This is a genomic window from Bacillus sp. TE8-1, assembly GCF_008368855.1.
Classification (GTDB): domain Bacteria; phylum Bacillota; class Bacilli; order Bacillales; family Bacillaceae_G; genus Bacillus_A; species Bacillus_A cereus.
This window is the reverse complement of record NZ_QPET01000049.1, coordinates 18021-41220: the sequence shown is the minus strand read 5'-3', so window position 1 is coordinate 41220 and position 23200 is coordinate 18021. Positions and strand designations below refer to the sequence as shown.

The following is a 23200-nucleotide window of genomic DNA, read 5'->3' as shown; positions in this document are numbered from 1 at the left end:
TGTATAATGTCTATGTGAAACAGGACCTGATAGATGTATATCAGGTCCTGTTTTTTATTTAGTAGATACTAAATAATCTGGTTAATCACTATTCATCTAAATACACTATACTAATAAAGTGAAATTTATTCGAAAGAAGTTCATTAGTTAATATGTATCTAATTAAGAAACATTCATATACCAGCCCAAACATCTTTTCCATATCGCCCTTCATCTTGCACACGATCCAACCAATTTCTTGCTTCTTGTTCACTGACTTCATGAATTTCTTGATATGCTTGACAAAGGGTATCTTCTACATCCGGAGCCATTTTACTTCCATCACCACATATATAAAGATGAGCTCCATTATCTAATAACGAAATTAAATTGATTCTATCTTGTTTTATCAAATGCTGTACATATGTTTTTGGATGTCCCTCTAAACGAGAAAAAGCTGTGTGTAAAGAGATTAATCCATCTCTTTCATCATTTTCTAATTCTGTACGATAGAGATAATCTTTTTCAGGATGACGACAACCAAAATATAGATGCGCTTGTCCTAAGTTAATACCTTTTTGCTTTTGAACACGACGCGCTTGCAAGAATCCACGGAATGGTGCAATTCCAGTACCTGGCCCAACCATAATAATTGGTGTTTCTGGATCTTTAGGTAATTCAAAGTTTGATTGTGGCGTTCGAATGAAACAGATAATCTCATCTTTATTATGACGCTGAGCTAAGTAATTAGAAGCGACTCCTTCATATGTCCCTTCCCCACTCCATGCAGGTGCATTAACAACACCGACCGTAATGCTCAGACGATTGTGTGCAACGAGTGGAGAGCTTGAAATAGAATAGTAACGCGGTTTGAGCGCAGGAAGAAGTTCTAAAAAGCGTTCAAATCGGATTTCACAAGCCTCATACTTTTCAAGAAGGTCCAACATTGAAATCCGTTTCTTTAATATTTGTTCATGATAAACTCCTTCTTCTAATAATGCTTCCAATTCTTTTTTATGAGGAGGACATGCTGTGAATGTTACCATTTCTCGTATTTGTGCTCGAGTGGCTGCTTCTTGAACTTCAACACTATAACTAAGAAGGTCCAATAAACTAACAGGACTGTCTAAAGGTATGTGATTTATACTTCGTCCACTTGCACTCAGTATAACTTGATCCTTCCCATTTAATCCAAAACGTTTTAAAATTCGGTTGATATTTTTCTCGCTATTAACTGGCAACACTCCAAGGTGGTCTCCTTCTTTATATGTAGCGCCTTCTGGCAAAGATACCTCGATATGTCGTGTACTTCTATCACTGCTGGATGATTGAAGTTCACGATTTTCTAGTATAGATGCATAAACTGCTTCATATGTTCGTGCAAGAGGAGATCCTCCAAGACGACTGACAAATTGCAGACTCAAAGTACTGCGCTCTTTTTCCATATTTTTGTTGAGCTCCAATCCAAATGCCTTCATCGCATCAGACCACATGTTTTGTTTCCATTGCTCAAGCTGTTCCTCGAAATCACCACTTGCATCTGCTTCTCCGCGTTTAGAAAATCTTGTTGCTCCTTTTTGAGCCATTTGCTCATCAATGTATCTTGGAATCCGTTGGTAGGTACTAGCCCAATTATGATCTCCACAACCAAAAACTGCGTATTGAACCCCTTTTAGCTCATCTGGTTTTAGTTCCTCCAACCATTGCACAAACTGCCCTGCATTACTTGGCGGTTTTCCATTATAAGAAGAAGTCACAATAAGTACCGCTCCTTCTTTTGGCAAACTTCCAATTCGATCGTTAAGAGCTACCACTTCCGTTTGAACTCCTTCTAAACTAGCTGTATCTGCTAATTCTCTTGCAATACCTTCTGCTACACCTGTATCCGAGCCATACAGAACAAGAAGTGAAAGATTATCGGCCCCAATAATAGAAGGTGTCTTCTGGACGTGTTGCTTAATTTCATCGTTTTTCAGCTTGTCCTCTGTAGGTGCAAGAACAGTAGGATGACTAATAGTTTGTTTTCGGGGTAGAATCCTAATCTTAAAATCACCGGGCTTTAGCGTTAATGTTTGTTTTACGTCCAGCTGATAGTTTTGATAATCGATTAATTCAAAATGTTGAAGAAGCATTCCCATTACAAGAGTGGCTTCATGAAGTGCAAATTGCATACCGATACATGCTCTCTGGCCATTTCCAAATGGCTTATAAGCATGATGAGGAACCTTATCCAGCTCTTCAAATCGTTCAGGTTGGAATTCTTCCACATTGTCTCCCCATGCATCTTTATCCCTATGTAGCTGTGGAATAAGAACAGAAATACGATCTTCTCCTTTCTTAATTGGGTATTTCCCGCCAATCACTGTATCTTCTTTTGCATAGAGACTGAATGCTGGAGCGGTAGGCCATAGACGTAGCGATTCATTTAAAATCATCCGTATATACTTCAGTTTCATAACTTGTTGGTATGTTGGAGTAGGATCTGTCAAAACACGGTCTACTTCTTCATAGGCTTTTTTCAATTTATCCGGATTCTTTAATAAGAAGTAAATTGCAAAAGATAACAATCCACTTGTTGTCTCATGTCCAGCTATTAAAAAAGTAATAATTTGGAAACGAATGTTTTCATCATCTAATTTTTCACCAGTTTCCGGATCTTGCACATTTAGCATACGGGAAAGTAAATCATTTTCTTCCTGATCTCCACTACTTTTACGTTCAGCAATAATATTATCTACTAAAGAAAACATAGATTGGATATCATGCTGAAATTGACGTTTCGTTCTCCACATAAGTTTGTCTTCTATATCCAGCCGCTGCAATTGGTGCATCGCCTCATCTAGAGCACGGGTCATGCTAGTAATAAAAGGATGGGGGGTCTCACGATAAAAGCTATTGAATCGGTAATTAAAACCACATAGACCAATTGTATCTAACGTAAGACGTGTCATATCCTCCGGAACATCTACGTTTTCATTCGGATTAAGCCGTGCCCATTTTTGAACGAGTTGTACAGCAATATCGACCATCATGGCATGGTAATCTTTCATTGCCCGTTGGCTGAATGTAGGCATCAAAATATTATGAGCTTTTTTCCAGTTAGGCTCGTGAGTCTCGCTAGTAAATAATCCGTCCCCAGCAAAGGCACGAACTTTTGCTAAAGCACCCTCTATACTTTTATCGAACCGTGTTTCGTCACAAACTTCCGCTACCAATTCATGTCCAGAAACGACAATGATGGTATCACTTAAAGTTTGAATTTGAAAAATGGGACCATACTCTTCCGCTATCTTGATAAAGGATAGGGTCGGTTTATCTTTATCGATTAATGGGAGATTGCCCAGCGGTCCATATGTTTTCGGCTGAGGAATGGCAGATACTTTTTTTTCCATTAAAAACACCCTTTCAAAAAAGCATGAAATAAAGATATGTAATTGATTACCTTATTTTATCTTTTCCCTAACTATTCATGATTATGATATTGCGTATAAGCTTGGCAATTAGATTTATAACTTGTAGAAAAATACTAAATTAAAATGAAGCGAATAAATATAGTTGGAGCCTTTTAATGTTGGTATTAAAAGATAATCTAAACTTGTAATGTTTATGAGAAATTGCAAACGGATCTCATCTCTTGTATTTGTTCATAAAAATGATTATTTTGATTCATTTTCTTCTAAAACACCCCAAAATAGAGAAGTTGACGAGCTTAAGATTGTAGTATTTGAAAAATCAGTGGTTTAGTTAAACCAATACAATAAGCAATATACCGTGTTACTAATGAAAGAGGACCTGATATGAACATCAGGTCCTCTTTCACCACATAATTATTTCACTGCTTCTTTCAGTTCTTTTCCAGCTTTAAATACCGGCGCCTTAGCAGCAAACAACTTGTAGGAATCATTATCTAACGTTTTATTCTTCTCTACCGATTTAACTTCTCGACAGCTTCCGCACTTGTATCTACACGTTTAACGAAAAAAACTAATAGTAGTGCAACAACATTCATGCCAAGCGCTACATAAAATGAATATTGAATTCCAGATAATAAAGCCTTCTGAGTTACTATTGCCTTCGTAGTTTCTGTAAAGGTTGTTGGATCTATATCAGACATTAAACTTTCAGCTTTTGTTTTTGTTACAGAGTTCATAATCGTAACAAGAATAGCAGTACCAATCGAACCGGACACTTGTTGAGCTGTATTATTAACAGCTGTACCGTGTGGATTTAGGCGAGTTGGCAATTGATTAAGACCATTTGTCATAAGTGGCATCATCACCATCGCCATCCCAAACATCCGCAGTGTATAAATAAGAATAATATGTGTGTGACTAGAGTCAATTTGCAGATTTGCCAACATATAAGTTGAAACAGCTGTAATGGAAAGCCCTACTATGCCAAGAATCCGAGGACCATATTTATCAAATAGTTTACCTGTAATTGGTGACATAATCCCCATTATTACCGCACCTGGAAGCATCATCAGCCCAGAGCTCAGCGGCGAAATGCCACGGACGTTTTGTACATAAGCTGGTGTTAAAATCATACCCGAAAACATGGCCACCGCGTTAACAATTGCAATTACAGACGCAAGTGCAAACATTGGGTACTTGTAAACACGTAAATCCAATAACGGCTCATCCATTTTTAATTGACGGATAATGAAAGCAATTAAGGCAATGGCGCCTATGATTAAGGCTGTTAAGACAACTTTATTCGTCCAGCCATCGGAGCTTGCAGAACTGAATCCATATAACAGACCGCCAAAACCGACAGAAGATAATAGTAATGAGAGATAATCAAGTTTTGCATTTTTGTTTTGTTTCATGACATTCTCAGATTTCCAAATCCCTAACAGTAAGCTAATGATTGCTAACGGTAAAATCATTTCAAAAAGCAAACGCCAGTCATAATACTCTACAATATAACCTGATAGTGTCGGCCCAATTGCTGGAGCTGTAATCATAACTAGTCCAAAAATCCCCATTGCTGTTCCCCTTTTTTCTCTCGGAAAGCTTACTAGCATAATATTCATTAACAAAGGTCCCATAACTGAAGAGCCTGCCGCTTGAACCATCCGACCAGTAAGTAATAAACCAAAGTTCGGTGCTACAGCCGCTAAGGCAGTACCAAGAATAAAAATCACCATAGATGTAATAAATAGGCTCCTATTTGAAAAACGCGTTATTAAAAATGCTGAGGCCGGAATTAATATACCACTTACAAGCATATACCCTGTAGAAAGCCACTGGATCGTTGAATAATCTTGAATGTTTAAATCTTTCATTATTGATGGCAAGGCTACATTTAAAAGGGAGTTATTTAGAAATGAAACAAATGCCCCAATAAAAAGGATTACAAGCATTACATATGGTGGTTTTCTTTTATGTAATGTTTCATTCATATATTTAATTGCCCCTTCATTATAAATTTCATTGATTCGTTTAAATCGTTTACATATTTGCACAAGAAAACATTACCCTTGCAGTATTTTGCCAAACTCTTCGAATAGATATTCTCTTTTTAGCAATTCCACTTGCTCAACATACCATTTTAAAATCTTTTTGTTGATGAAACCTTTATAAAAACGTTTGTTAACGGAATTTAAATTAGGCTGAAATACAAAAAGAAGCAACTGAAAATACCCTTCTAAAATAAAGTGAAACTTTAAATCAATGGGAATTTTACAGGCAGTGAGAAAAATCAACAAGACCACGCACCCATTCCTTTAAATACAGGCTTGTAGATCTAGTTATGTAACCATCCAAAAAAAGGAATATTACATAGGCTAAGTCTAACATTACATTTTTAAAGTGAGGGGAATTAGCGTATGCACCAATATTGGTATTTGAAGTCACAGGGAAACGGGGAACAATATAATAACAAAATTTCATTATATTCACAGCCCGAAATAACTAAATTTGAGGTAATGAATGATTTGAAGCTTCCTGAGAATTGGAGTTACCGAGTTTATCCAGTTAGTTGGGATTCATCAGCCAATTATACGGGGTTCAATCCCCAACCTCCTCCCTTCTCTTTGGGGCAGGAGCCAATTAATTATGCAGGGATAATACCACAAGGCCACCCTGCTAATTGGACTCCATTACCAGGTCATGCAGGTTTTAATTTTCAAAAACCTCCCTTCCCCTGGGCGCAACCATTCAATCATACAGGGATGTTCGCACAAGGTCATCTTGCAGCTTTACTATCGCCGCCAGCCAAGCCTTTTCATTTCAATACCAATAACTCGGGTGTTTTTGGAAACCCTCCAGGATGGGGTGGTCCGTGGGCCCCAATGGGATGGGGAAATAACGGAGGTAACGGTCATCTGGGAATGCTTGGAAACTTACTTACAGCAGGAAAAGGCACCATGAGTGGAATAGGAATGATCAGTAGTTTAATCGGGATGGGGAAATTCTTCTTTTAGTTAATTAAAGTGATAGAATTGGTCCGCAGCTCAAATAGTCCAGTATATAACAAAAAGCATTGGATACCCAATGCTTTTTACACTTACGCAAATAGAGACGTATTCGCATATAAAGCTGGTGAACCACCTGAATGTACGAATAAAATATTGTCTTCCTTATTAAATTTACCTTTTCTAATTAAGTCGATTAATCCCGCTACTGCCTTACCTGTATACACTGGATCAAGTAAAATACCTTCTGTTTTCGCAAGTAACTGAACTGCCTCTACCATTTCCTGCGTTGGTAACGCATAGCCTGATCCTACATATTCATCAAAGCACGTAACAGCGTCGCGCGGGATAAAGTTTGGAATACCAACGTGTGCTGAAGTTTCATCTACAAGTTTTGCTACTTTCTCTTCTTGCTCAGCTTTTCCTCTACTTACGTTAATCCCGATTACAGGAATATGGCTTTGCGTTCCAGAAAAACCAGTAATTAAACCAGCATGCATACCAGCGCTTCCACTTACACAAACAACTGAACTGAAATCAATTCCTTGCTCAAATGATTGCGCCATAATTTCTTGGGCACAAGCAACGTATCCCATTGCGCCCGTAGGGTTTGATCCACCAACTGGAATTACATATGGTGTACTACCTTTTTCACTTACTTCTTTTGCTACTTTATGCATTTCTTCCATCAGGTCTGCTCCGTTCGGTACAACAATGACATTCTCAGCACCTAATAAGTGATATAAGAAATAGTTTCCGTTAAAGTCTCTCTTCTCTTCTGGCTCAAGCCCTTCCTCTAATACAAGAATACATTTCATTTTTTCTTTTACCGCAGCTGCCAGTGTCAGACGGCAATGATTTGACTGAATACCACCAGCTGTAATTAACGTATCTGCACCCTTTTCCTGTGCATCTGCAACTAAAAATTCTAATTTTCTCGTCTTATTGCCACCGGCTGTTAAACCAAGTAAATCATCTCGTTTAAAATAAATAGTCGGACCACCAAGTGCTTCAGAAAAATTGTTTAACTTTTCAATTGGTGTATATGATTCTGTATATTTTTTTCTCGGGAATTTAGCTAAATTCATTGTAACGCTCCTTTTGTACTTCTTTCACAATATATGTAACGTTACTATTATTACACGTAAAAATGGTGAAGTCATCTTTCTCGGTTAAAAATGTATTAGAATTTCATTTTGATAAGTAAAACCGTATTAATGATTTTAACTTAATTACGGTACATGAAATTTATATCAACGATTTTTTAAATATATCGTTCATTACTTACAATATATCAACGATTTTTCAAATATATCGATCGTAACTTGCAGTATATCAACGATTTTCTTAATATATCGATCTATCGACAAAAAACGACAGACAGGCAACCCCTTTCTCATCAACAAAAAAAGAGCCCACACATTCAAATGCAGACTCCCTCCAATCACTTATTTACCGTAAAACGAAGTAACTGCGTTAATCCCGGCTCTAAATTCATTTCACCTTTATGGCGTACGTATACGACTTTATCTCCATCAAATTTCGGAGGATTTGCTTTACTATACGTATGCCACTCATTCGTTCCTTCTATAGTGTACTCCATATATTCAGTTGCACCGACAATTATATTTTTACTATCATCTGCCGTTACATTTGGTGCCATCTGCGCAATTTTTGAATCACTAATTAATAACTTCTTTATATCCTTATCACGTTTGTAATCGTAAGCTGTCACGATTACATCGTTACCATATGCTTTCACTTGTAACCCTTGTTTAAATGAATAGCCATCTGGAGCAGTTTTCTCTCCTCCATTTGGTCCTGCTGACATCCAGCCTGTTTCAATCCCGCCCGTATTTACAACAGTAAATCCTTTTTCATCTCCGCCTTTAATTTTCTTTTTACCAGCCCAGTCAGGTAAGTTTAAATCCCAATGCGTATGACTCGTGAAGAAAACAACTTGCGGATAGTCTTTTAATATATCATACAATTTATCGACGTTTAAATAGTCTTGTAAATATGGTGATTGTCTTGATCCAGATACTGTATCCGGTAAAACATGATGAGAGAGAATAAAGATTGGCTTATTTTTATCCTTTTGACTATACTCTTCTAAATTTTGTTTTAACCAACCTAATTGCTCATCACTCATATATACTTCGTCCCACATTTTTGAATCGTGGTATTTCATATATTTTTCAGTTCCTAAAAATAGAAGCGGATAACCATCTAATTCTTTTTTATGATATACCTTTTCTTGTCCACTAAATTTCAGATAGCGGTTAAATAAAGTTTCCTCAGTTACACCATTTGGCCATGTACTTTGAGAGAGTTTCCCATCCGCTGTCCATTTACCAGCATAAAACTCATGATTCCCAACAGTAGACCATACATTTTCTGGATGCTTATTTTTATTTAACACACGCTTTACATCATCATATTGTGACTGTTGTCCAGTCGGCGTTATATCCCCATTCATAATAAGCGCTCTAGAAAGTGGCGTCACTTTGTTCATATCTTTTAGCACATGATCAAAATCCCCTAAATCCCCTTGAATATCACTAATAACATTAAAAGTTGTAGCTGATTTTCGGGCTTGCTCTTTCCCTTCCGCATGCACTGAAAACGTCGGTAATAATGCCGCCATAACTGCTAACGAAGCAACTGTCTTTTTCATACAAATTCTCCCCCTAATAATAGAATGTACAAACTGACATGTTCTGCTTTCTCTTAGGTGCTTGTCCAATTCACATTATAAAGAGGGATTGTAAAGATAGATGGAGTAAAAAGTTAAGTGTTTTTTAAGAGATTTTGTCGTTTTTTGCACTCCACAATTCGCGATTCACGCCAATCTAGCTTTCTAGTCTTTTACATTACATACATGTAAATGAATATGATGAATCTCTTAGTTTAATATGTTGTCTTTTTAATCTCCGTTATATAACCGCCACAAAATATGCTATCTTTTCAAGTTCTCTTTCTTTAATAAACATTACTCCTCTTTTAATTCGCCTTAAAATTGTAAAGTGGCTTAATAATATGTTTAATATCAATTGTTTCTTTTGTATTCTCAATAATTTCATCCATTGGTTTATATACCATTGGTGCTTCATCTAAAGTACTTTCTGCAACAGATGTCGTCCAAACCTCTGTCATTGTATTTTGAAAATCCTCTAAGTTAAGTACTTCTTTCGCCTTCTTACGGCTCATAATACGTCCTGCCCCATGCGGTCCAGAAAAGTTCCAATCTGGATTCCCTTTACCAAATGCAATGATAGAACCGTCTCTCATATTAATTGGAATGATTACTCGTTCATCTTTCTGAGCTGAAATAGCACCTTTTCGTAGAATCATATTTTCCATATCGATGTAGTTATGAATTGTAGTGAATTGATCGGTTACATTCCAATCCATTTTAGTGACGATTTCATCAATCATTGCTTTACGATTTAACTCCGCATATTTTTGAGCAATTTTCATATCATTCATGTAATCTTTAAATCCTTGTCCTTCTAAATAAGCTAATTCTTTGCGAATCACCGGTTTCTTAATTTCACGTAAAGCTTCATGTATTTCTTGTTGTCTACCTTCTTTCGTTAAACGCTCAATCATTTCTTCTTTAATAGATTTAACGTTTATAAGTTGCTCGTAAGCAAAGTTTTGATAATACTCTGCTACTTGTTTCCCTAAATTACGCGAACCACTATGAATGACAATGTATACATTTCCTTTATCATCCTCATTCAGTTCGAAAAAATGATTGCCCCCGCCAAGTGTACCAATACTTTTTTGAGCACGTTGCAATGTAAACGGGGCTCTTACACTATCAAAATCAATCATTTTTGAAAATCGATGTTCCTTATCTCGAATACGAAAACCACTTGGGACAAATTTACGTATCGTTTCGTCTAAGTGATCGAAGTTGATTTCCTCTTTTTTCTTATTAATCATAACAACTTCCATGCCACAACCAATATCGTACTTACCTCTCAGTTTCCTGAAAGAGTGGACTATACCTTCTCTACAGTCATCGAGATATGCAGTCTCTACTGTAGGCTCACCGTATTAATTATTCCTCTTCAATTCAAAATAGATGAGGAATAATTCTGTACCTTAGTCTGCTAACATGGTACAAGTCTCTGAACCATTCGATTATGTCACCATAACCACTGGCTGCTGATTGCCCTCGCCTTTTATCGTTAGGGTTCCCAGTCAATTGAGTGAGTAGTTTAAAGTCTGAGCCGATTAGTTAACCCCGACTAAATTAGGAACAATCTTATCTTGAATTGTCATTGTTGTCCCAATCGTGCAACCTGCACCCGCATGTGTATCTGGCATAATACGAATCTTGCTATCCTTTACGAATTCTTGGTTACAAAGATCAATAATTTGACCTGCTGCAGTTTTTTCTACATTCGTAGTAAACACTTTTGCTTCATTGTATTTCCCTTGTAATTTCAACATCTTCTATTTCCCCTTTCCTTTAGTTTCTACAAAACATTAATTTATATATATTTATAATTATATTTTCCACCACTACAGCTCATTTCCTTTTTTATAAAAAAAGACACAGAGATTCCTCCCCATGCCTACTAATTTCCTACCTTTTCACCGCATGCACATAATGCACTGTCTCAAAAGCTTTCAAATAATCGTTTCGTCCTTCAAAATATAATTTATTTATGTCTTCTGGCGATAAATGTTCATAAATGAGTAAGCCCGCCTTCTCTAACAGTGCTTCCATTTCGGCATAAGAAAAACATGATTTCATCGGTTCTCCGCCTACCGCAGCCATTTTTACCATATTTTCAACTCGATTGGACAGTCCCTTTTCTGTAAACAAGTTTTCATCGGGATAATCAAAAACGATAGAACTACCTGCCGGAACCATCTCGAATAAACATTCTAATAAACTAGCAAGTTCCTCTTTCGTTAAATAGTACGTAACACCTAAAAGGCTAAAGAAAGTCTTTTTATGTTCAAATCCTTCATTGCTTAACTGTTCATAGGAAAATCCTTTCGTAAAATCCATTGAAACAAAATGAAGGTTTTTTGGAACTTCAAGTTCTGTTTCTTTTATTCTTTCCTTCTTAAACACCTGCGTAGAAGGATGATCCACTTCAAATATTTCTATTTTATTTTCCAATTCTCGGTGTCTAAAACTGAACGTATCTAAGCCTGCACCGAGTATGACGTATTGTTTCGCTCCTAATGTAATTTCATGTAGTAATACTCTTTCACAATATGCCGCACGTGCTAAAGGTGTTGGTGATAACTGAACTTGCGTAATCCATTTTAATATTTCTTTTGGATTGTCTTGAAACTGCTGTGCAATGTCTGTATTGAAGAAATGTATTCCTTGAACCATATTCGTTTCAATATTAATTCGTTCTTTTGGCGAAATGAACTCTTTAGCTACATAATCATCAAAGATTTTCGGATTATCAAATTCACTATGATATGCCCTGCTGAAAGCTGATACTAACGTCGTTACACTTGCTTCACCTTGTTTCACGCACATACACTCTCCTTCATTTTCACAACAAAAATAGGGTTCCCCTGGCCAGGAGAACCCTATTATACACCTTATTTTTATATTGGTAAATTATAGCATAAATAAGTTTTTTGTCAAGTTTTCAGCCTACTAACGCTCCAATAATTTGTGTAATCTCTAGCAGGAAGATTTCGATCTACACAGAATATTCCAGTTCATAACAATACAAATGGAGGGCGTCATGAAAAGATTAGTCATCATTACAGTTGGAAAAACACACAGTGGAAAAACTACATTTGCAAGAGCATTAGAAAAAGAGTTACCCCACTCTTTCGTTATGGATCAAGATAATCAAGCTGAATTTATTAACACGCATTATGAAAAATTACAACCGACAGAAGGATCAAATACACTAAAGCACAGTCTTTCAAAATTCATTGTTGATTATGCGAAAGAACATACAAATTTACACCTTATTATTTGTAATTCCAATCGCAGTAAAAACGGAAGATTCTATTTACTAAACGAATTATTTCCACAGAATGAATATGTACGCATATTAGTTCATTTTGACATTCCAGATGATGTACTTTACGAAAGAGTGGCTCGAAGCACGCGAAGTACGAATATTTTTAGAGGTGGATATTCTAGTTTCAAAGAAGTACTTGATCGACAACAAACTGAATCACTTCACGATAATGTGGTAGATCCTGTAGAAAACGAGGCTGATTATTTGTTTGTTATTCGCAATAATAAAGATGTAAGCTTTACTATAGAAGAAATTGTTCATCTAGCTAAAGGTTTATCCCCTACCCCAAATAAGAGATTATAAAAATTACATAATCATAGATTATTATGCAAATCCTTCCTCTAAGCGCCTAACATAGTATATAATAATAAAATAATCTACTTCTATATGCTCATTTTTACACAAAACAGTTCATGCATATGAAAGAAAAGAGGTACAAAAATATGAAAACAAAACAAACAATCGCTGCGTCTACACTAGCTTTAGCAATGATTGCTGGCGCGAACCCTGCTCATGCGGAAGTAAATGATGCTACTCCTCAGCAAAGTACGGGAGATCGATTAGCTGAAATTAAGCAACATAAACAAGAGTTAGATGCGAAATTGCAGCAACACAAAGAAAACGTGGATCAAACATTGAATGAACTTAACAAGGTTAAGGAAAATGTTGATACGAAGGTGAATGAACTACATGAACGTAAACAAGTTGCTGATGAAAAAATTAACGAGATTAAACAACATAAACAAGAGTTAGATGCAAAACTTCAGCAAGACAAACAAATCGCCGAAGATAAAATCGCTGAAATTAAAGAGCATAAAAAACAAGTAGAAGATAAAGTTGCTGAAGTAAAAGAGCATAAGCAAAATATCGATAACAAAGTGAATGAGATTAAAGAACATAAACAAACTGTCGATGAAAAAGTGAATGAAATGAAGCAACATAAAGAGAACATTGATCAAAAGGTTAATGAACTTAAGGAAGTTAAAAAACAAGTAGATGAAAAATTAGCTGAGTTAAAAAAAGCGAAACAAACTGCTGAAGACAAACTCGCTGAACTAAAAGAAAACAAGCCGAATACTGGTAATACGTTAGAGGAACTTAAGAAAATTAAAGGCAATTTAGACAGTCTTTCTGCTAACTTAGAACTAGCTAAACAAGATGTAAAAAACAAACTAGCTGAATTACAAAAGGCTAGAGAAGATTTACTAAATAAAATTAACGAAATTAAACAATCGAAACAAACTGTTTCAGACGATTTAACAAAGAAAAAACAAGACTTAGATATTAAAATCAACGACTTTAAGCATACTGAGAAAAAAATTGACGACAAATTAGCTGAGTTACATACAACGAAGCAAAATGTTGATAACAAGATTAATGAAGTGTCACAGTCTAAACAAACGCAAGCAGATAATAGTACTAAAAACAATAACGCTAAAGAACTTCCTAACGCTGGTAGCGAGCAATCAAACAATATGGCTCTAGGAATGCTATCTGTATTAGGCGGGATTTTATTAATAACACGCAATAAAATTAAAACGTTATTCTCAAAATAAAGCCATTATACTTATTAAAAACAATGATACAAAGGCCAACCGCATGTACGGTTGGCCTTTTTTCTTTATATTAACTGTCCATCTCGAAGCGTCAATATGCGATCACATACATCAAGCATTCTTTCATCATGTGTAATCATAATCGCTGCTTTTTGGCTCTCTTTCACTTCACGTTTCATCATTTCAACAACTTCACGTGCGCGTTTTGAGTCTAAGCTTGCCGTTGGCTCATCCGCTAATATTAAATCTGGGTTGTTCATGAACGCACGAGCAATTGCTACCCTTTGTTTTTCCCCACCAGATAGTTGATTTGGATAATGATTTTTTCTTTCTCCTAATCCAAATGCCGCTAATAAATGATCCGCACGCTTTTCTGATTCTTGTTTACTTTCTTTTTTTAGCTTTGCAATATAAAGCAATTGTTCTTTCACATTTAAATATGGAACAAGATTTGCAAACTGGAAAATGAAGCCGATTTTTTTCAAACGAATGTCTGTCATTTCCTTTTCTGATAGCTTCGTAATATTTTGCTCACGAATGTAAATATCCCCTTTTGACGGTGATAATAGTGCACCCGCGATTGATAATAATGTACTTTTCCCTGATCCAGAAGGACCGACGATTCCGATAAACTCTCCAGCTTTCACATCAAGCGACATCGGATGAAGGGCTGTTACTTCCGTATTCCCTTCTCCGTACACTTTACTTACTTTGTCTAATTTCAATAATGAAGTCATTACATCCCGCCTCCAATTGCTTCTAATGCATCAACTTTTAATACTTGGTATAACGAAATAAGTGTTCCTAAAATACTAATTACGATAAAGATTGCTGCGTATTGTGCAATCATCGGTGTTGTTAATAAGAACGGCATACCCGCTGGTAAAATTTGTTCTAACCCTTGTACAAGAACGATACTAATTACCATCGCAACGACTGATAAGAATAACGCCTGTACGACTAAGCTATTTGCTAAATATGAGTTCTTTGTACCAATTGCTTTTAATACACCTAATTGCTGTGTTTTTTGTAGTGTAATAACATAGAAGAATACACCAATTAATAACGCAGCGATCACAAGTAAGAACGCAATGATCATCGTTAATGTTCCTTGCTCTTCTTTAAATCCTGGAATACTTTGCAGTACTTCTTTTTTATCGATAACGTGAGCATTTTTAATTTCTTTATCTGTGTTAAGTGCAATTGCACTATAATCTTTTTGGTTTGGTTGTGAAATAGATCCCCATACGTCTTCATTTACATAAACGACTGGTGTATGGCTAAACATTTGATCTTTCGTAAATCCGACGATTGTAAATTCTTTCTTTGAAACAGGATCGATAATTGTATCTCCAATATCGATTCCCTTCTCTTTAATCGATTCATCAGCAACCATCTCGTTGTTTGCTGTACCTAATTTCTCACCTTTTACAATGTTCGGTTCTAAAAATGAATCTCGTTCGCTTGAGAAAATAGCGATATCAACCTTTTTCGAACTATCTTTCTTTTCATATGTTGAAACTTTCACACGAAACGGAACTGCCTCTTTGTCACCTACTTGATTTACTACGTTATCTACATCGTCTTTCTTAATTTGTGAACGAAGTAATTTATTTTCCGCATCATCTGCTAAAACGAACTTATTTGCCTCCATATTTTGAATCGATGAAGCATTATCATATGATAATCCATTTGCTAATCCTGAAATAACAAGGACTAAAAATGATAATAACACCATAATCAATCCGATTAATCCGTATCGTAATTTTGATTGTTTTAATTCACGCAGAGCTAAAAACATTTCGCTCGCTCCTTCCTCTTTCTTTCTATGCACTTATCATAAAAAAGAAATATGAACGGAATATGAACAGAAGATTACAGAGGGTAAGATTTAATTTTCAGAAAGTATTGAAAATAATTGAAATCCTTGATACAATTCAGTCAAATAATCTTGACCGAGTAATTTCATTTAAGGAGTTGATCATTTTGAAGCCTGTATTAACACTAACTACTTATAGCCAACTAAAAGCATTAAGCGATCCACTACGTGCCGAAATGATGATACGTCTATGCGAACGTCCTTATACTGGACAATTACTATCTGAGAAATTCGGCATTTCAAGGGCGAAAATTCATTATCATTTAAAAGAATTAGAAAAGAATGGTCTTATAGAGATCGTTTATACAGAGGAAAAGAATGGGATTATTCAAAAGTTTTATCAATCTGTCGCGAAAGGCTTCACCCCTGCTACAGATCTATTACCTCATTTAGAGATAGTAAGCGAATCAGGTCGCCAAATCTTTTTACAAATGATAGAAAGAACGAAAAGCCAAATTCTCGCTGCACCAGAAGAAGCTTTTACATTACGAAATGCAAGTGAAGATCCAGCTAAGTGGAATTACGTTTCATCCTGCTGGGAATTTGATGCTACGCCAGAACAATTTCAAGTGTGGGTAAAAAAGTTTTATGAATTAATGGCTGAATTAAACGAAATTACAAAAGGTGCAGATAAAGATCCGAATAGTAAACCTTATTATATTTCTACTACTGCACTTCAAATCGCTGAGAGAACAATGCAGCAATTTATTAAAAAAGAAGAAAAATCGTAATACGATTTTTTTTACATAAACGGTCAAATTTATTTTACCGAATAAATTTATTATAAAGGAGTAGATAAAGTGGACATATTAAAAAACCGGAATTTCCTCTTATTATTTTTAGGAAGAATTTTCACCAACATAGGAGATAGTTTGTATTATGTAGCCGCGATGTGGCTCGTATACAAATTAAGTGGTAATCCTTTTTATTCTGGATTGGCTGGTTCCCTTACGTTATTACCTTCTGCATTACAATTTCTTACTGGTCCATTCGTTGATAGATGGTCCATAAAAAACACCCTCGTCATTACACAAGTTCTGCAATGCATTCTTATTTTAATCATTCCTATTACACACTACTTCGACCTACTAACAGTCCACCTACTACTCATCATCATGCCTATCGTAGCCTTTATTGAACAATTCGCCTATCCCGCACAATCAAAAGCTTTACCACTTCTACTGCATAAAACACAATTATTAAAAGGAAATTCACTCTTCTCATTTGCATATCAAGGCATTGATTTAATTTGTACGACGCTTTCTGGAATATTAGTAGCACTATTTGGCGCGATCACTTTATATGTAATTGACTCTTTCACATTCGCAATTACTGCCCTTTTGTTCTTTTCATTGAAAATACCAAAGCAAACCGAAACGGGCACATCACTTTCAACTAAACAATATTTCTCTGATTTAAAAGAAGGTTTTTCAATTGTCTTCCGTTCCTTAATGGGCGTATTCTTAATCGGTTCCGTTGTCGCTAATTTTTCAATCGGTATGACGATGGCAATACTCCCTTCTTTCGCTGATTCTTTAGGCGGTGTAAAATTATATGGTTTCTTTTTAGCCGCTATATCCGCCGGTTGTTTAATTGGAGCACTATTCAGTTCATGGGTTGGTAAACATAATGTTGGCCGTGTCTCCATTATTAGCTTTGCGACTGGCGCTTTCTTTTGGTTTCTCTCTACAGTTGTACCGTTTCAATGGTTATCCATTTTTTTATTCGGCTTAGCTTGGATACCAATTGGTGCGACCAACATATTATTTGCGACTATTGGTCAAATTGTAATTCCAAACCAATATCTTGGGCGTATCAATTCAGTCACACGAAGCATGGGCACAATTGCTATGCCACTCGGCTCTTTAATTGGCGGATACACTGCGAATGTATATAGTAGCCAACTCATTTTCGCGCTTGCTAGCATTGGGATTTTATTCATTTCCCTCGTATGGCTACTTCATCCGAAATTACGGGCTTTTCCAAAAGCTGATGAAATTACAGCGGATACTTTTGAGCTTCGGTTTAAAGAAGAGTGCGGGAAAGGTGCGGCTTTATAACAGAACAAACATAACCCCGTTCTAAATTGGGGACGGGGTTAAAAATATAATTATTTCATTTTGGATGTAAAATACTTCACTAAAAATATAACAATGAAGTCGTTTGAATATCTAAAATTTATTCAACAATAGCACCAACTAAAAGGTGCCGTTAACGCTTTGATGGCCATGCCCCCTGCATTTTCCTTAATTGAATAATTTGGCCTGTATGATAAGCATCATGAAGCATGATGTCCAGTAATTTACCTTCAAGTGAATTTTGTTCAAGCTCTCTTTCAGAAATTGCACTTAATACCTGTCTTAAATTACGCTGAGCATTTTCAGAGCGTTCAACGACTTCCTTCCATTCCGTATCATTATTAGATTGCTTAGTAAGATAAAAGGTGTCATTACCGTCAAGATTATGTGTCCATTCACGTCCTTCCAAGTTTGCAGCAAGTCTTTCTTTGTAATAAGTGAGATGATTAACATTCTCCCAAATGGTATTCGTTGTCTCTCCAGCTGGTTTCCACATAGCCTGTTCAGCTGTAAGTCCTTCTATAGCATGTTTAAACGGTGCATACCAACTCTCTTTATCGAATGTTGAATCTAGTGTGTTTAATAACAAGTCAATTCGTTTCAAAGTAATTTCCTCCCTAAATAGCTAAAGTTTCAATACAATCCTTATAACTCTGTAGAGATTCTACATGTTCAAATAATCTTCCTCCCGAGCTCACTCCACAAACTCGTCTGATTATGTAATGAAAATGACTCACATTTTTTCATTTTACACGTATACTAGAGACAAAAAAAGAAGAGGCCGTTTCCAAACAGCCTCTTCCATCTATTTCGGAAGCTCCACCTGAACAGTAGTCCCTTCCCCTTTCGTACTAAACACTGAAACATTTCCATTATGCAGTTCAACAATCTTCTGCACAATCGATAATCCTAAACCGCTACCTTCTACGTTTCTTGCCCTTGCTGTATCTACTTTGTAAAAACGATCAAAAATACGATCCATTTCTTCTTTTTCCATACCAATTCCGTTATCCGATATAGAGATAATGACACTAGACTCTAACTCTTCGACAAAAAACTCAATCGTTCCACCATCGTTTGAAAACTTGATGCTATTCGTGAAAATGTTACTCCATACTTGATGAAGTAAGTTTTCATCACCTTTTATAGTGATATCCGGCACATCAAATTCAACGGCAATATCTTTCTCACGCCATTTCCACTCAAGCATAAAAATGACGTCTTTAATTTGCTTCTGCAGATTGAATTCTCTTATTTGCAGAACCTTTTCCTCTTTATCTAATGAAGCGAGCGTAAGTAACTGTTTACATAAACTAGACATTCGCTTACTTTCGCCCTCAATAATTTGTAAGTAATGATTTCTTTCTTCCTCACTCATCTTTTCTGTTTGCAACGTTTTTGAAAAACCTTGTATGGAAGAAAGTGGCGACTGAAATTCATGTGAAACGTTCGAAACAAATTCTTGTCTCATTTCATCTAGTTCTTTAATACTCTTCGTCATCTTTTGGAAGCTTGTAGATAACGTTCCTATTTCATCTTTTCGTTTTACATCTAATTCAATTTCATATTCCCCACTCGCAATTTTTTGCGTAGCCTTCGTAAATTTACGGATTGGGCGAACGATATAACCTGCTGCAATCGCTATAAAGATAATACTTAATAGTACGATAAACCCAAGTAATACCGCTAAGAAAATTCGCATCTCGCCAAATTGGTTCTGAATGTCAGGACGAATAAATAACGCGTACTGTTTATCACCGTGCTTTACCGGTACACCAACACTATTTATTAATTCATTATCGAAAAATCCTGTAATAAAAAGACGCGTTGGATACGTAGAAACACCATTAAACGTTTCTCCTTGCAATACTTTATGAACAGTAGCATCGCTAATAGACGTCTTACGAAACGCATTACCGATACGCTTTCCATTCTTTTGATCATCAACAATATAAATTTCATACCCTAACTTTGCAATAGAATGCAAATACGTCTCTTGATTTTCTTCACTTTGCTTTTCATATAACGATTTAACTTCTTCCGCATACTTTAAAATCTTTTCACTATTATACGGTTTTAACTTCACTTGATAATATACGTTCGTTAATAAAAAGCCGATAATACTACTAAGTAGCATAATGCCGACCGTCATAAATACAAATCTAGAATATAGTGATTTCATCTTATTTCAACTCCAACTTATACCCGAGGCCGCGCACTGTCGTAATTTGAAAATCATCCGTTCGTTTTGAGAAACGATCTCGGAGCCTTTTCACATGAACATCAACTGTTCGTTCATCTCCTTCAAAATCCATTCCCCATACTAATTCAATTAATTCTTCTCTTGAAAATGTTCTTCCAGGATAACTAGCAAGTTGTGATAATAACTCAAATTCCTTTAAAGGAAGCAAAATTGTTTGACCGTTACACTTTACTTCTACACCTTTTCGATCAATTGTCGTTCCGTGCAACGTAATAATATCTGCACTCAGCATTTGATAACGACGTAATAAAGCTTTCATACGGAAAATCACTTCAGCTGGTTCAAATGGTTTTACGATATAATCATCTGTACCAGAAATGAATCCTTTTTCTTTATCCACTAACTGGTCTTTCGCAGTTAATAAAATAACAGGAATATCATGATACTTCCGAATTTCTTCACATAACGTATAACCATCAACAAACGGCATCATAATGTCTACAATCGCAAGATGAATATTTTCCTTCTCTAATACGTCTTGCGCTACCTTTCCATCTTCTGCTTCAAAAACTTTAAACCCCTCTTTTTGTAAATGATAATGCAATAACTCTCTAATATGTTTATCGTCATCAGCTAATAAAATATGTATCATCTTCATTAAACCCTCTCTCGTTCATCCTTCTACATCACTACATTAAGAAACAATTAGATTTTTTGCAAGAAAAAGAAAAAGAATCTATTTTGAAAAAAGATTATTCAAAATAGATTCTCACGTTTTAGTATTAAGATTATTTTAATCAAAAACAATTTCTAAGCCTTCGAAATATCAACAAATCCTTCTCCGAACACGTCACGAACATCGTGTATAGCGATGAACGCCGCCGGATCCGTAGTTTGAACAATCCGCTTTAGCTTCACTACTTCTTGCTTATTAATAACAACATAAAGAATTTCCTTCGGCGTTTTCGTGTAATAGCCATGACCTGAATACACAGTAACCCCTCTGCCCATTAAAGTCGTCACCTTCCCAGCAATTTCATCTGGTTTATCAGAAATAATCGTAATGGCCTTTTTCGGATTTAAACCTTCAATTACAAATTCCATTACTTTCGTTCCTACATATAACATAATAATTGTCAGCATCAGTTTTTCTGCACCAATGATGAAATAAGATGAAAACGCAACGATTAAATCGAAGAACAGTAGACCATAGCTAATACTCCAGCCTAAATACTTATGCGTCATTCTTGCTAAAATCGTAGTACCTGCAGTTGTTCCGCCAACACGAATGATTAGACCAATACCACACCCAATAAATATTCCACCGAAAATGGCATTTACGAGCATTTCATCAGAAGCAATCGTCCAGCCTTCTGTTAAATGAAGAAATAGCGAGTTGGTCACTACAGCGATAATCGTATAAATCGTTGTAATCTTATTTAAAAATTTATAACCGACTATTAACAAAATCGCATTTAAAATTAAGTTAACTAAACCTGGTGACCACTCAAATAAATAGTACGTAATAATCGTGATACCTGTTACCCCGCCCTCACCAAACTCGTTCGGAATAACAAATAAATTGACACCTAACGCAAAAAGAAATGCACCGATAATAATAAAAATAATGTCTGTCGTTCTTTTTTTCATACAGTACCTCACTTCTTATGTAAATATTTATTCTGCCATAAACTCTCACTATTATATCGTGGAATATTCAAATCGAACAGTGGTTTGTTTTTATTTTAATATAAGATAAAAAATAAACATTATTTATTATGTACTGCAAATAAAGTTTTGATTTCAACCGTAATTTACTCTTAAAAAGAAATGCTAAACATTGACTTGCACAAATTTCAAATAAAAAAGTACCCATCTAATTGTCATACGCAATGATAATTAGATGGGTACTGCATGATACATTTAGTTTTCACATGTATTGTTTGGAGAAAATTGCAAATAACGACCTATACTCGCCTTATTAAGACCAAATCCATACATCATCATTATTTTCAGTGTTCGTCTTTGCTTCATGAACTCTTTCGATATGATCAACTGTGTTCCAGTTAATAGAACTTCCGCCCCAGCCTACATACTTCATATCAATTTTTACTTTCTCACCCGTATTAAATACTTGTCCCTTTGTTAAGAAAACATCAATAATAACTTTCTTCCCATTTAGTGATGGATATTCAACTACGACATATTTAGTAGCACCGTCTCCCTCATCTTCCATCGTTCCTACTTTTGCTACTTCTCCAATTACATAATCAGGTGAGCCATCTTCTTTCATATGCATACCTAACTTGTTTGTTGTATTTTCAATTGCAGTTGCAACCATATATTCTGTAAAATTACGCATCATAGATCCAGTAGCTTTTACTTCATCTCCTACTTTCACGTTTGAAAGTGAATCAATATACACACTAACAGGTTCCTCATATTGCTTAGATTTAACAACAATTACACCGTTATCTACTTCTACTACTCGTCCTTCTAACGTCGAGAAATTCGATTCAATAGAAGCTGCACTCGCTTTTGTTACTTCTAGTCCTGGTAAATTTGTTCCTGATAATGCTGCGATCCCTAAAGCACCTGCTAAAATTATTTTTTTCATCCCCATATGTAACATCTCCATTCATGATGATTTTATTTTTGATTGGTATCGACCAACCTGTAATCATTATAGTTACAGGTTATAAAAATAACAACCGTTTTCCTCATGCAATGTTGCATACTGTGATTTTCAAATATAAATTTTAACCAAAAATGTTTGTAGATTATTCCTATATTCAGCACTAATACTAAATTCTCAAATTACAGCAGGTGAACTTATTGGAGGCGGAGAAACTAATGTCATGTACAATGTTCTTCAACTCTACGGTTTGTATAGCCGTAGTTCATTAAATTATGTAGGAGCGGGATTCATATGTTAATAAAACCAAAGAGGTTACAAGCAGGAGATATCGTGGCGACAGTAAGTTCTTCATGGAGAGGCGCAGGTGATTCTAAGATAAGATAACGATATGACAGGGCTTAAATAAATAAAAACACTCCTATAAGA

General features: G+C 35.7%; 19 protein-coding genes. 5 read left to right on the top strand and 14 right to left on the bottom strand.

The window, feature by feature from the left end:
* Nucleotides 1-173: 173 nt before the first annotated feature.
* Together cypD and DN404_RS29560 are read right to left on the bottom strand one after the other, a co-directional pair.
* Complete coding sequence (cypD, locus tag DN404_RS29565) at nt 174-3371, bottom strand: bifunctional P-450/NADPH--P450 reductase (RefSeq protein ID WP_149215824.1); 3198 nt, start codon at nt 3369-3371, stop codon at nt 174-176.
* Between the two features lie 533 nt (nt 3372-3904).
* The gene (locus DN404_RS29560; RefSeq protein ID WP_149215823.1) at nt 3905-5383 is read right to left on the bottom strand and encodes a DHA2 family efflux MFS transporter permease subunit; all 1479 of its coding nucleotides are present in this window, start codon (nt 5381-5383) and stop codon (nt 3905-3907) included.
* 426 nt (nt 5384-5809) lie between these two features.
* Here DN404_RS29560 and DN404_RS29550 point away from each other — a divergent pair, with 426 nt between their 5' ends.
* Entirely contained in the window at nt 5810-6406 is a 597-nt protein-coding gene (locus DN404_RS29550) for a hypothetical protein (RefSeq protein ID WP_149215821.1), read from the top strand.
* An 83-nt stretch (nt 6407-6489) separates the two neighbouring features.
* Here the strand turns inward: DN404_RS29550 and cuyA are convergent, their stop codons facing one another.
* The 5 genes from cuyA to DN404_RS29525 form a co-directional block, all read right to left on the bottom strand.
* The gene (cuyA, locus tag DN404_RS29545) at nt 6490-7485 is read right to left on the bottom strand and encodes a D-cysteate sulfo-lyase (RefSeq protein ID WP_016122835.1); all 996 of its coding nucleotides are present in this window, start codon (nt 7483-7485) and stop codon (nt 6490-6492) included.
* 356 nt (nt 7486-7841) lie between these two features.
* A complete protein-coding gene (locus DN404_RS29540; RefSeq protein WP_016122836.1) occupies nt 7842-9074 on the bottom strand; it encodes a DUF4073 domain-containing protein in 1233 nt (410 codons plus the stop codon).
* Between the two features lie 326 nt (nt 9075-9400).
* Nucleotides 9401-10360, bottom strand: a complete 960-nt coding sequence (locus DN404_RS29535; protein WP_042867097.1) for an RtcB family protein — start codon at nt 10358-10360, stop codon at nt 9401-9403.
* A gap of 282 nt (nt 10361-10642) precedes the next feature.
* Nucleotides 10643-10861: an RtcB family protein gene (locus DN404_RS29530; protein ID WP_000916240.1), complete on the bottom strand. Its 219-nt coding sequence runs from the start codon at nt 10859-10861 to the stop codon at nt 10643-10645.
* A 136-nt stretch (nt 10862-10997) separates the two neighbouring features.
* Nucleotides 10998-11918, bottom strand: coding sequence for a class I SAM-dependent methyltransferase (locus tag DN404_RS29525; protein ID WP_149215820.1), 921 nt, complete (start codon nt 11916-11918; stop codon nt 10998-11000).
* 214 nt (nt 11919-12132) lie between these two features.
* On the opposite strand from DN404_RS29525, the gene DN404_RS29520 reads away from it, so the two are divergent.
* Together DN404_RS29520 and DN404_RS29515 are read left to right on the top strand one after the other, a co-directional pair.
* A complete protein-coding gene (locus tag DN404_RS29520; protein ID WP_000826991.1) occupies nt 12133-12723 on the top strand; it encodes an ATP-binding protein in 591 nt (196 codons plus the stop codon).
* A gap of 140 nt (nt 12724-12863) precedes the next feature.
* Complete coding sequence (locus DN404_RS29515) at nt 12864-13976, top strand: LPXTG cell wall anchor domain-containing protein (protein ID WP_000851000.1); 1113 nt, start codon at nt 12864-12866, stop codon at nt 13974-13976.
* A 65-nt stretch (nt 13977-14041) separates the two neighbouring features.
* On the opposite strand, the gene DN404_RS29510 is transcribed toward DN404_RS29515, so the two are convergent.
* Together DN404_RS29510 and DN404_RS29505 are read right to left on the bottom strand one after the other, a co-directional pair.
* Nucleotides 14042-14713 (bottom strand): ABC transporter ATP-binding protein, encoded by a 672-nt coding sequence (locus DN404_RS29510; protein WP_000202606.1) that lies wholly within the window; start codon nt 14711-14713, stop codon nt 14042-14044.
* On the bottom strand, nt 14713-15777 hold the full coding sequence (locus DN404_RS29505) for an ABC transporter permease (RefSeq protein ID WP_006922800.1): 1065 nt from the start codon (nt 15775-15777) through the stop codon (nt 14713-14715). Before DN404_RS29505 ends, DN404_RS29510 begins: the two co-directional genes overlap by 1 nt.
* 185 nt (nt 15778-15962) lie before the next feature.
* On the opposite strand from DN404_RS29505, the gene DN404_RS29500 reads away from it, so the two are divergent.
* Nucleotides 15963-16586: an ArsR/SmtB family transcription factor gene (locus DN404_RS29500; protein WP_000805790.1), complete on the top strand. Its 624-nt coding sequence runs from the start codon at nt 15963-15965 to the stop codon at nt 16584-16586.
* Nucleotides 16587-16655: 69 nt separating this feature from the next.
* Nucleotides 16656-17915 carry an MFS transporter gene (locus DN404_RS29495; protein ID WP_149215819.1) on the top strand — a complete coding sequence of 420 codons (1260 nt, stop codon included), beginning with the start codon at nt 16656-16658 and terminating at the stop codon, nt 17913-17915.
* Nucleotides 17916-18066: 151 nt separating this feature from the next.
* Here DN404_RS29495 and DN404_RS29490 read toward each other — a convergent pair whose 3' ends face one another.
* The 5 genes from DN404_RS29490 to DN404_RS29470 form a co-directional block, all read right to left on the bottom strand.
* Nucleotides 18067-18537 carry a DinB family protein gene (locus DN404_RS29490; RefSeq protein WP_006922808.1) on the bottom strand — a complete coding sequence of 157 codons (471 nt, stop codon included), beginning with the start codon at nt 18535-18537 and terminating at the stop codon, nt 18067-18069.
* 201 nt (nt 18538-18738) lie between these two features.
* Complete coding sequence (locus tag DN404_RS29485; protein WP_149215818.1) at nt 18739-20115, bottom strand: sensor histidine kinase; 1377 nt, start codon at nt 20113-20115, stop codon at nt 18739-18741.
* A 1-nt stretch (nt 20116) separates the two neighbouring features.
* Nucleotides 20117-20794: a response regulator transcription factor gene (locus DN404_RS29480; protein WP_000781961.1), complete on the bottom strand. Its 678-nt coding sequence runs from the start codon at nt 20792-20794 to the stop codon at nt 20117-20119.
* Between the two features lie 152 nt (nt 20795-20946).
* Entirely contained in the window at nt 20947-21786 is an 840-nt protein-coding gene (locus tag DN404_RS29475; RefSeq protein ID WP_000747497.1) for a YitT family protein, read from the bottom strand.
* Nucleotides 21787-22117: 331 nt separating this feature from the next.
* Entirely contained in the window at nt 22118-22759 is a 642-nt protein-coding gene (locus DN404_RS29470) for a hypothetical protein (protein ID WP_149215817.1), read from the bottom strand.
* Nucleotides 22760-23200 lie beyond the last annotated feature (441 nt).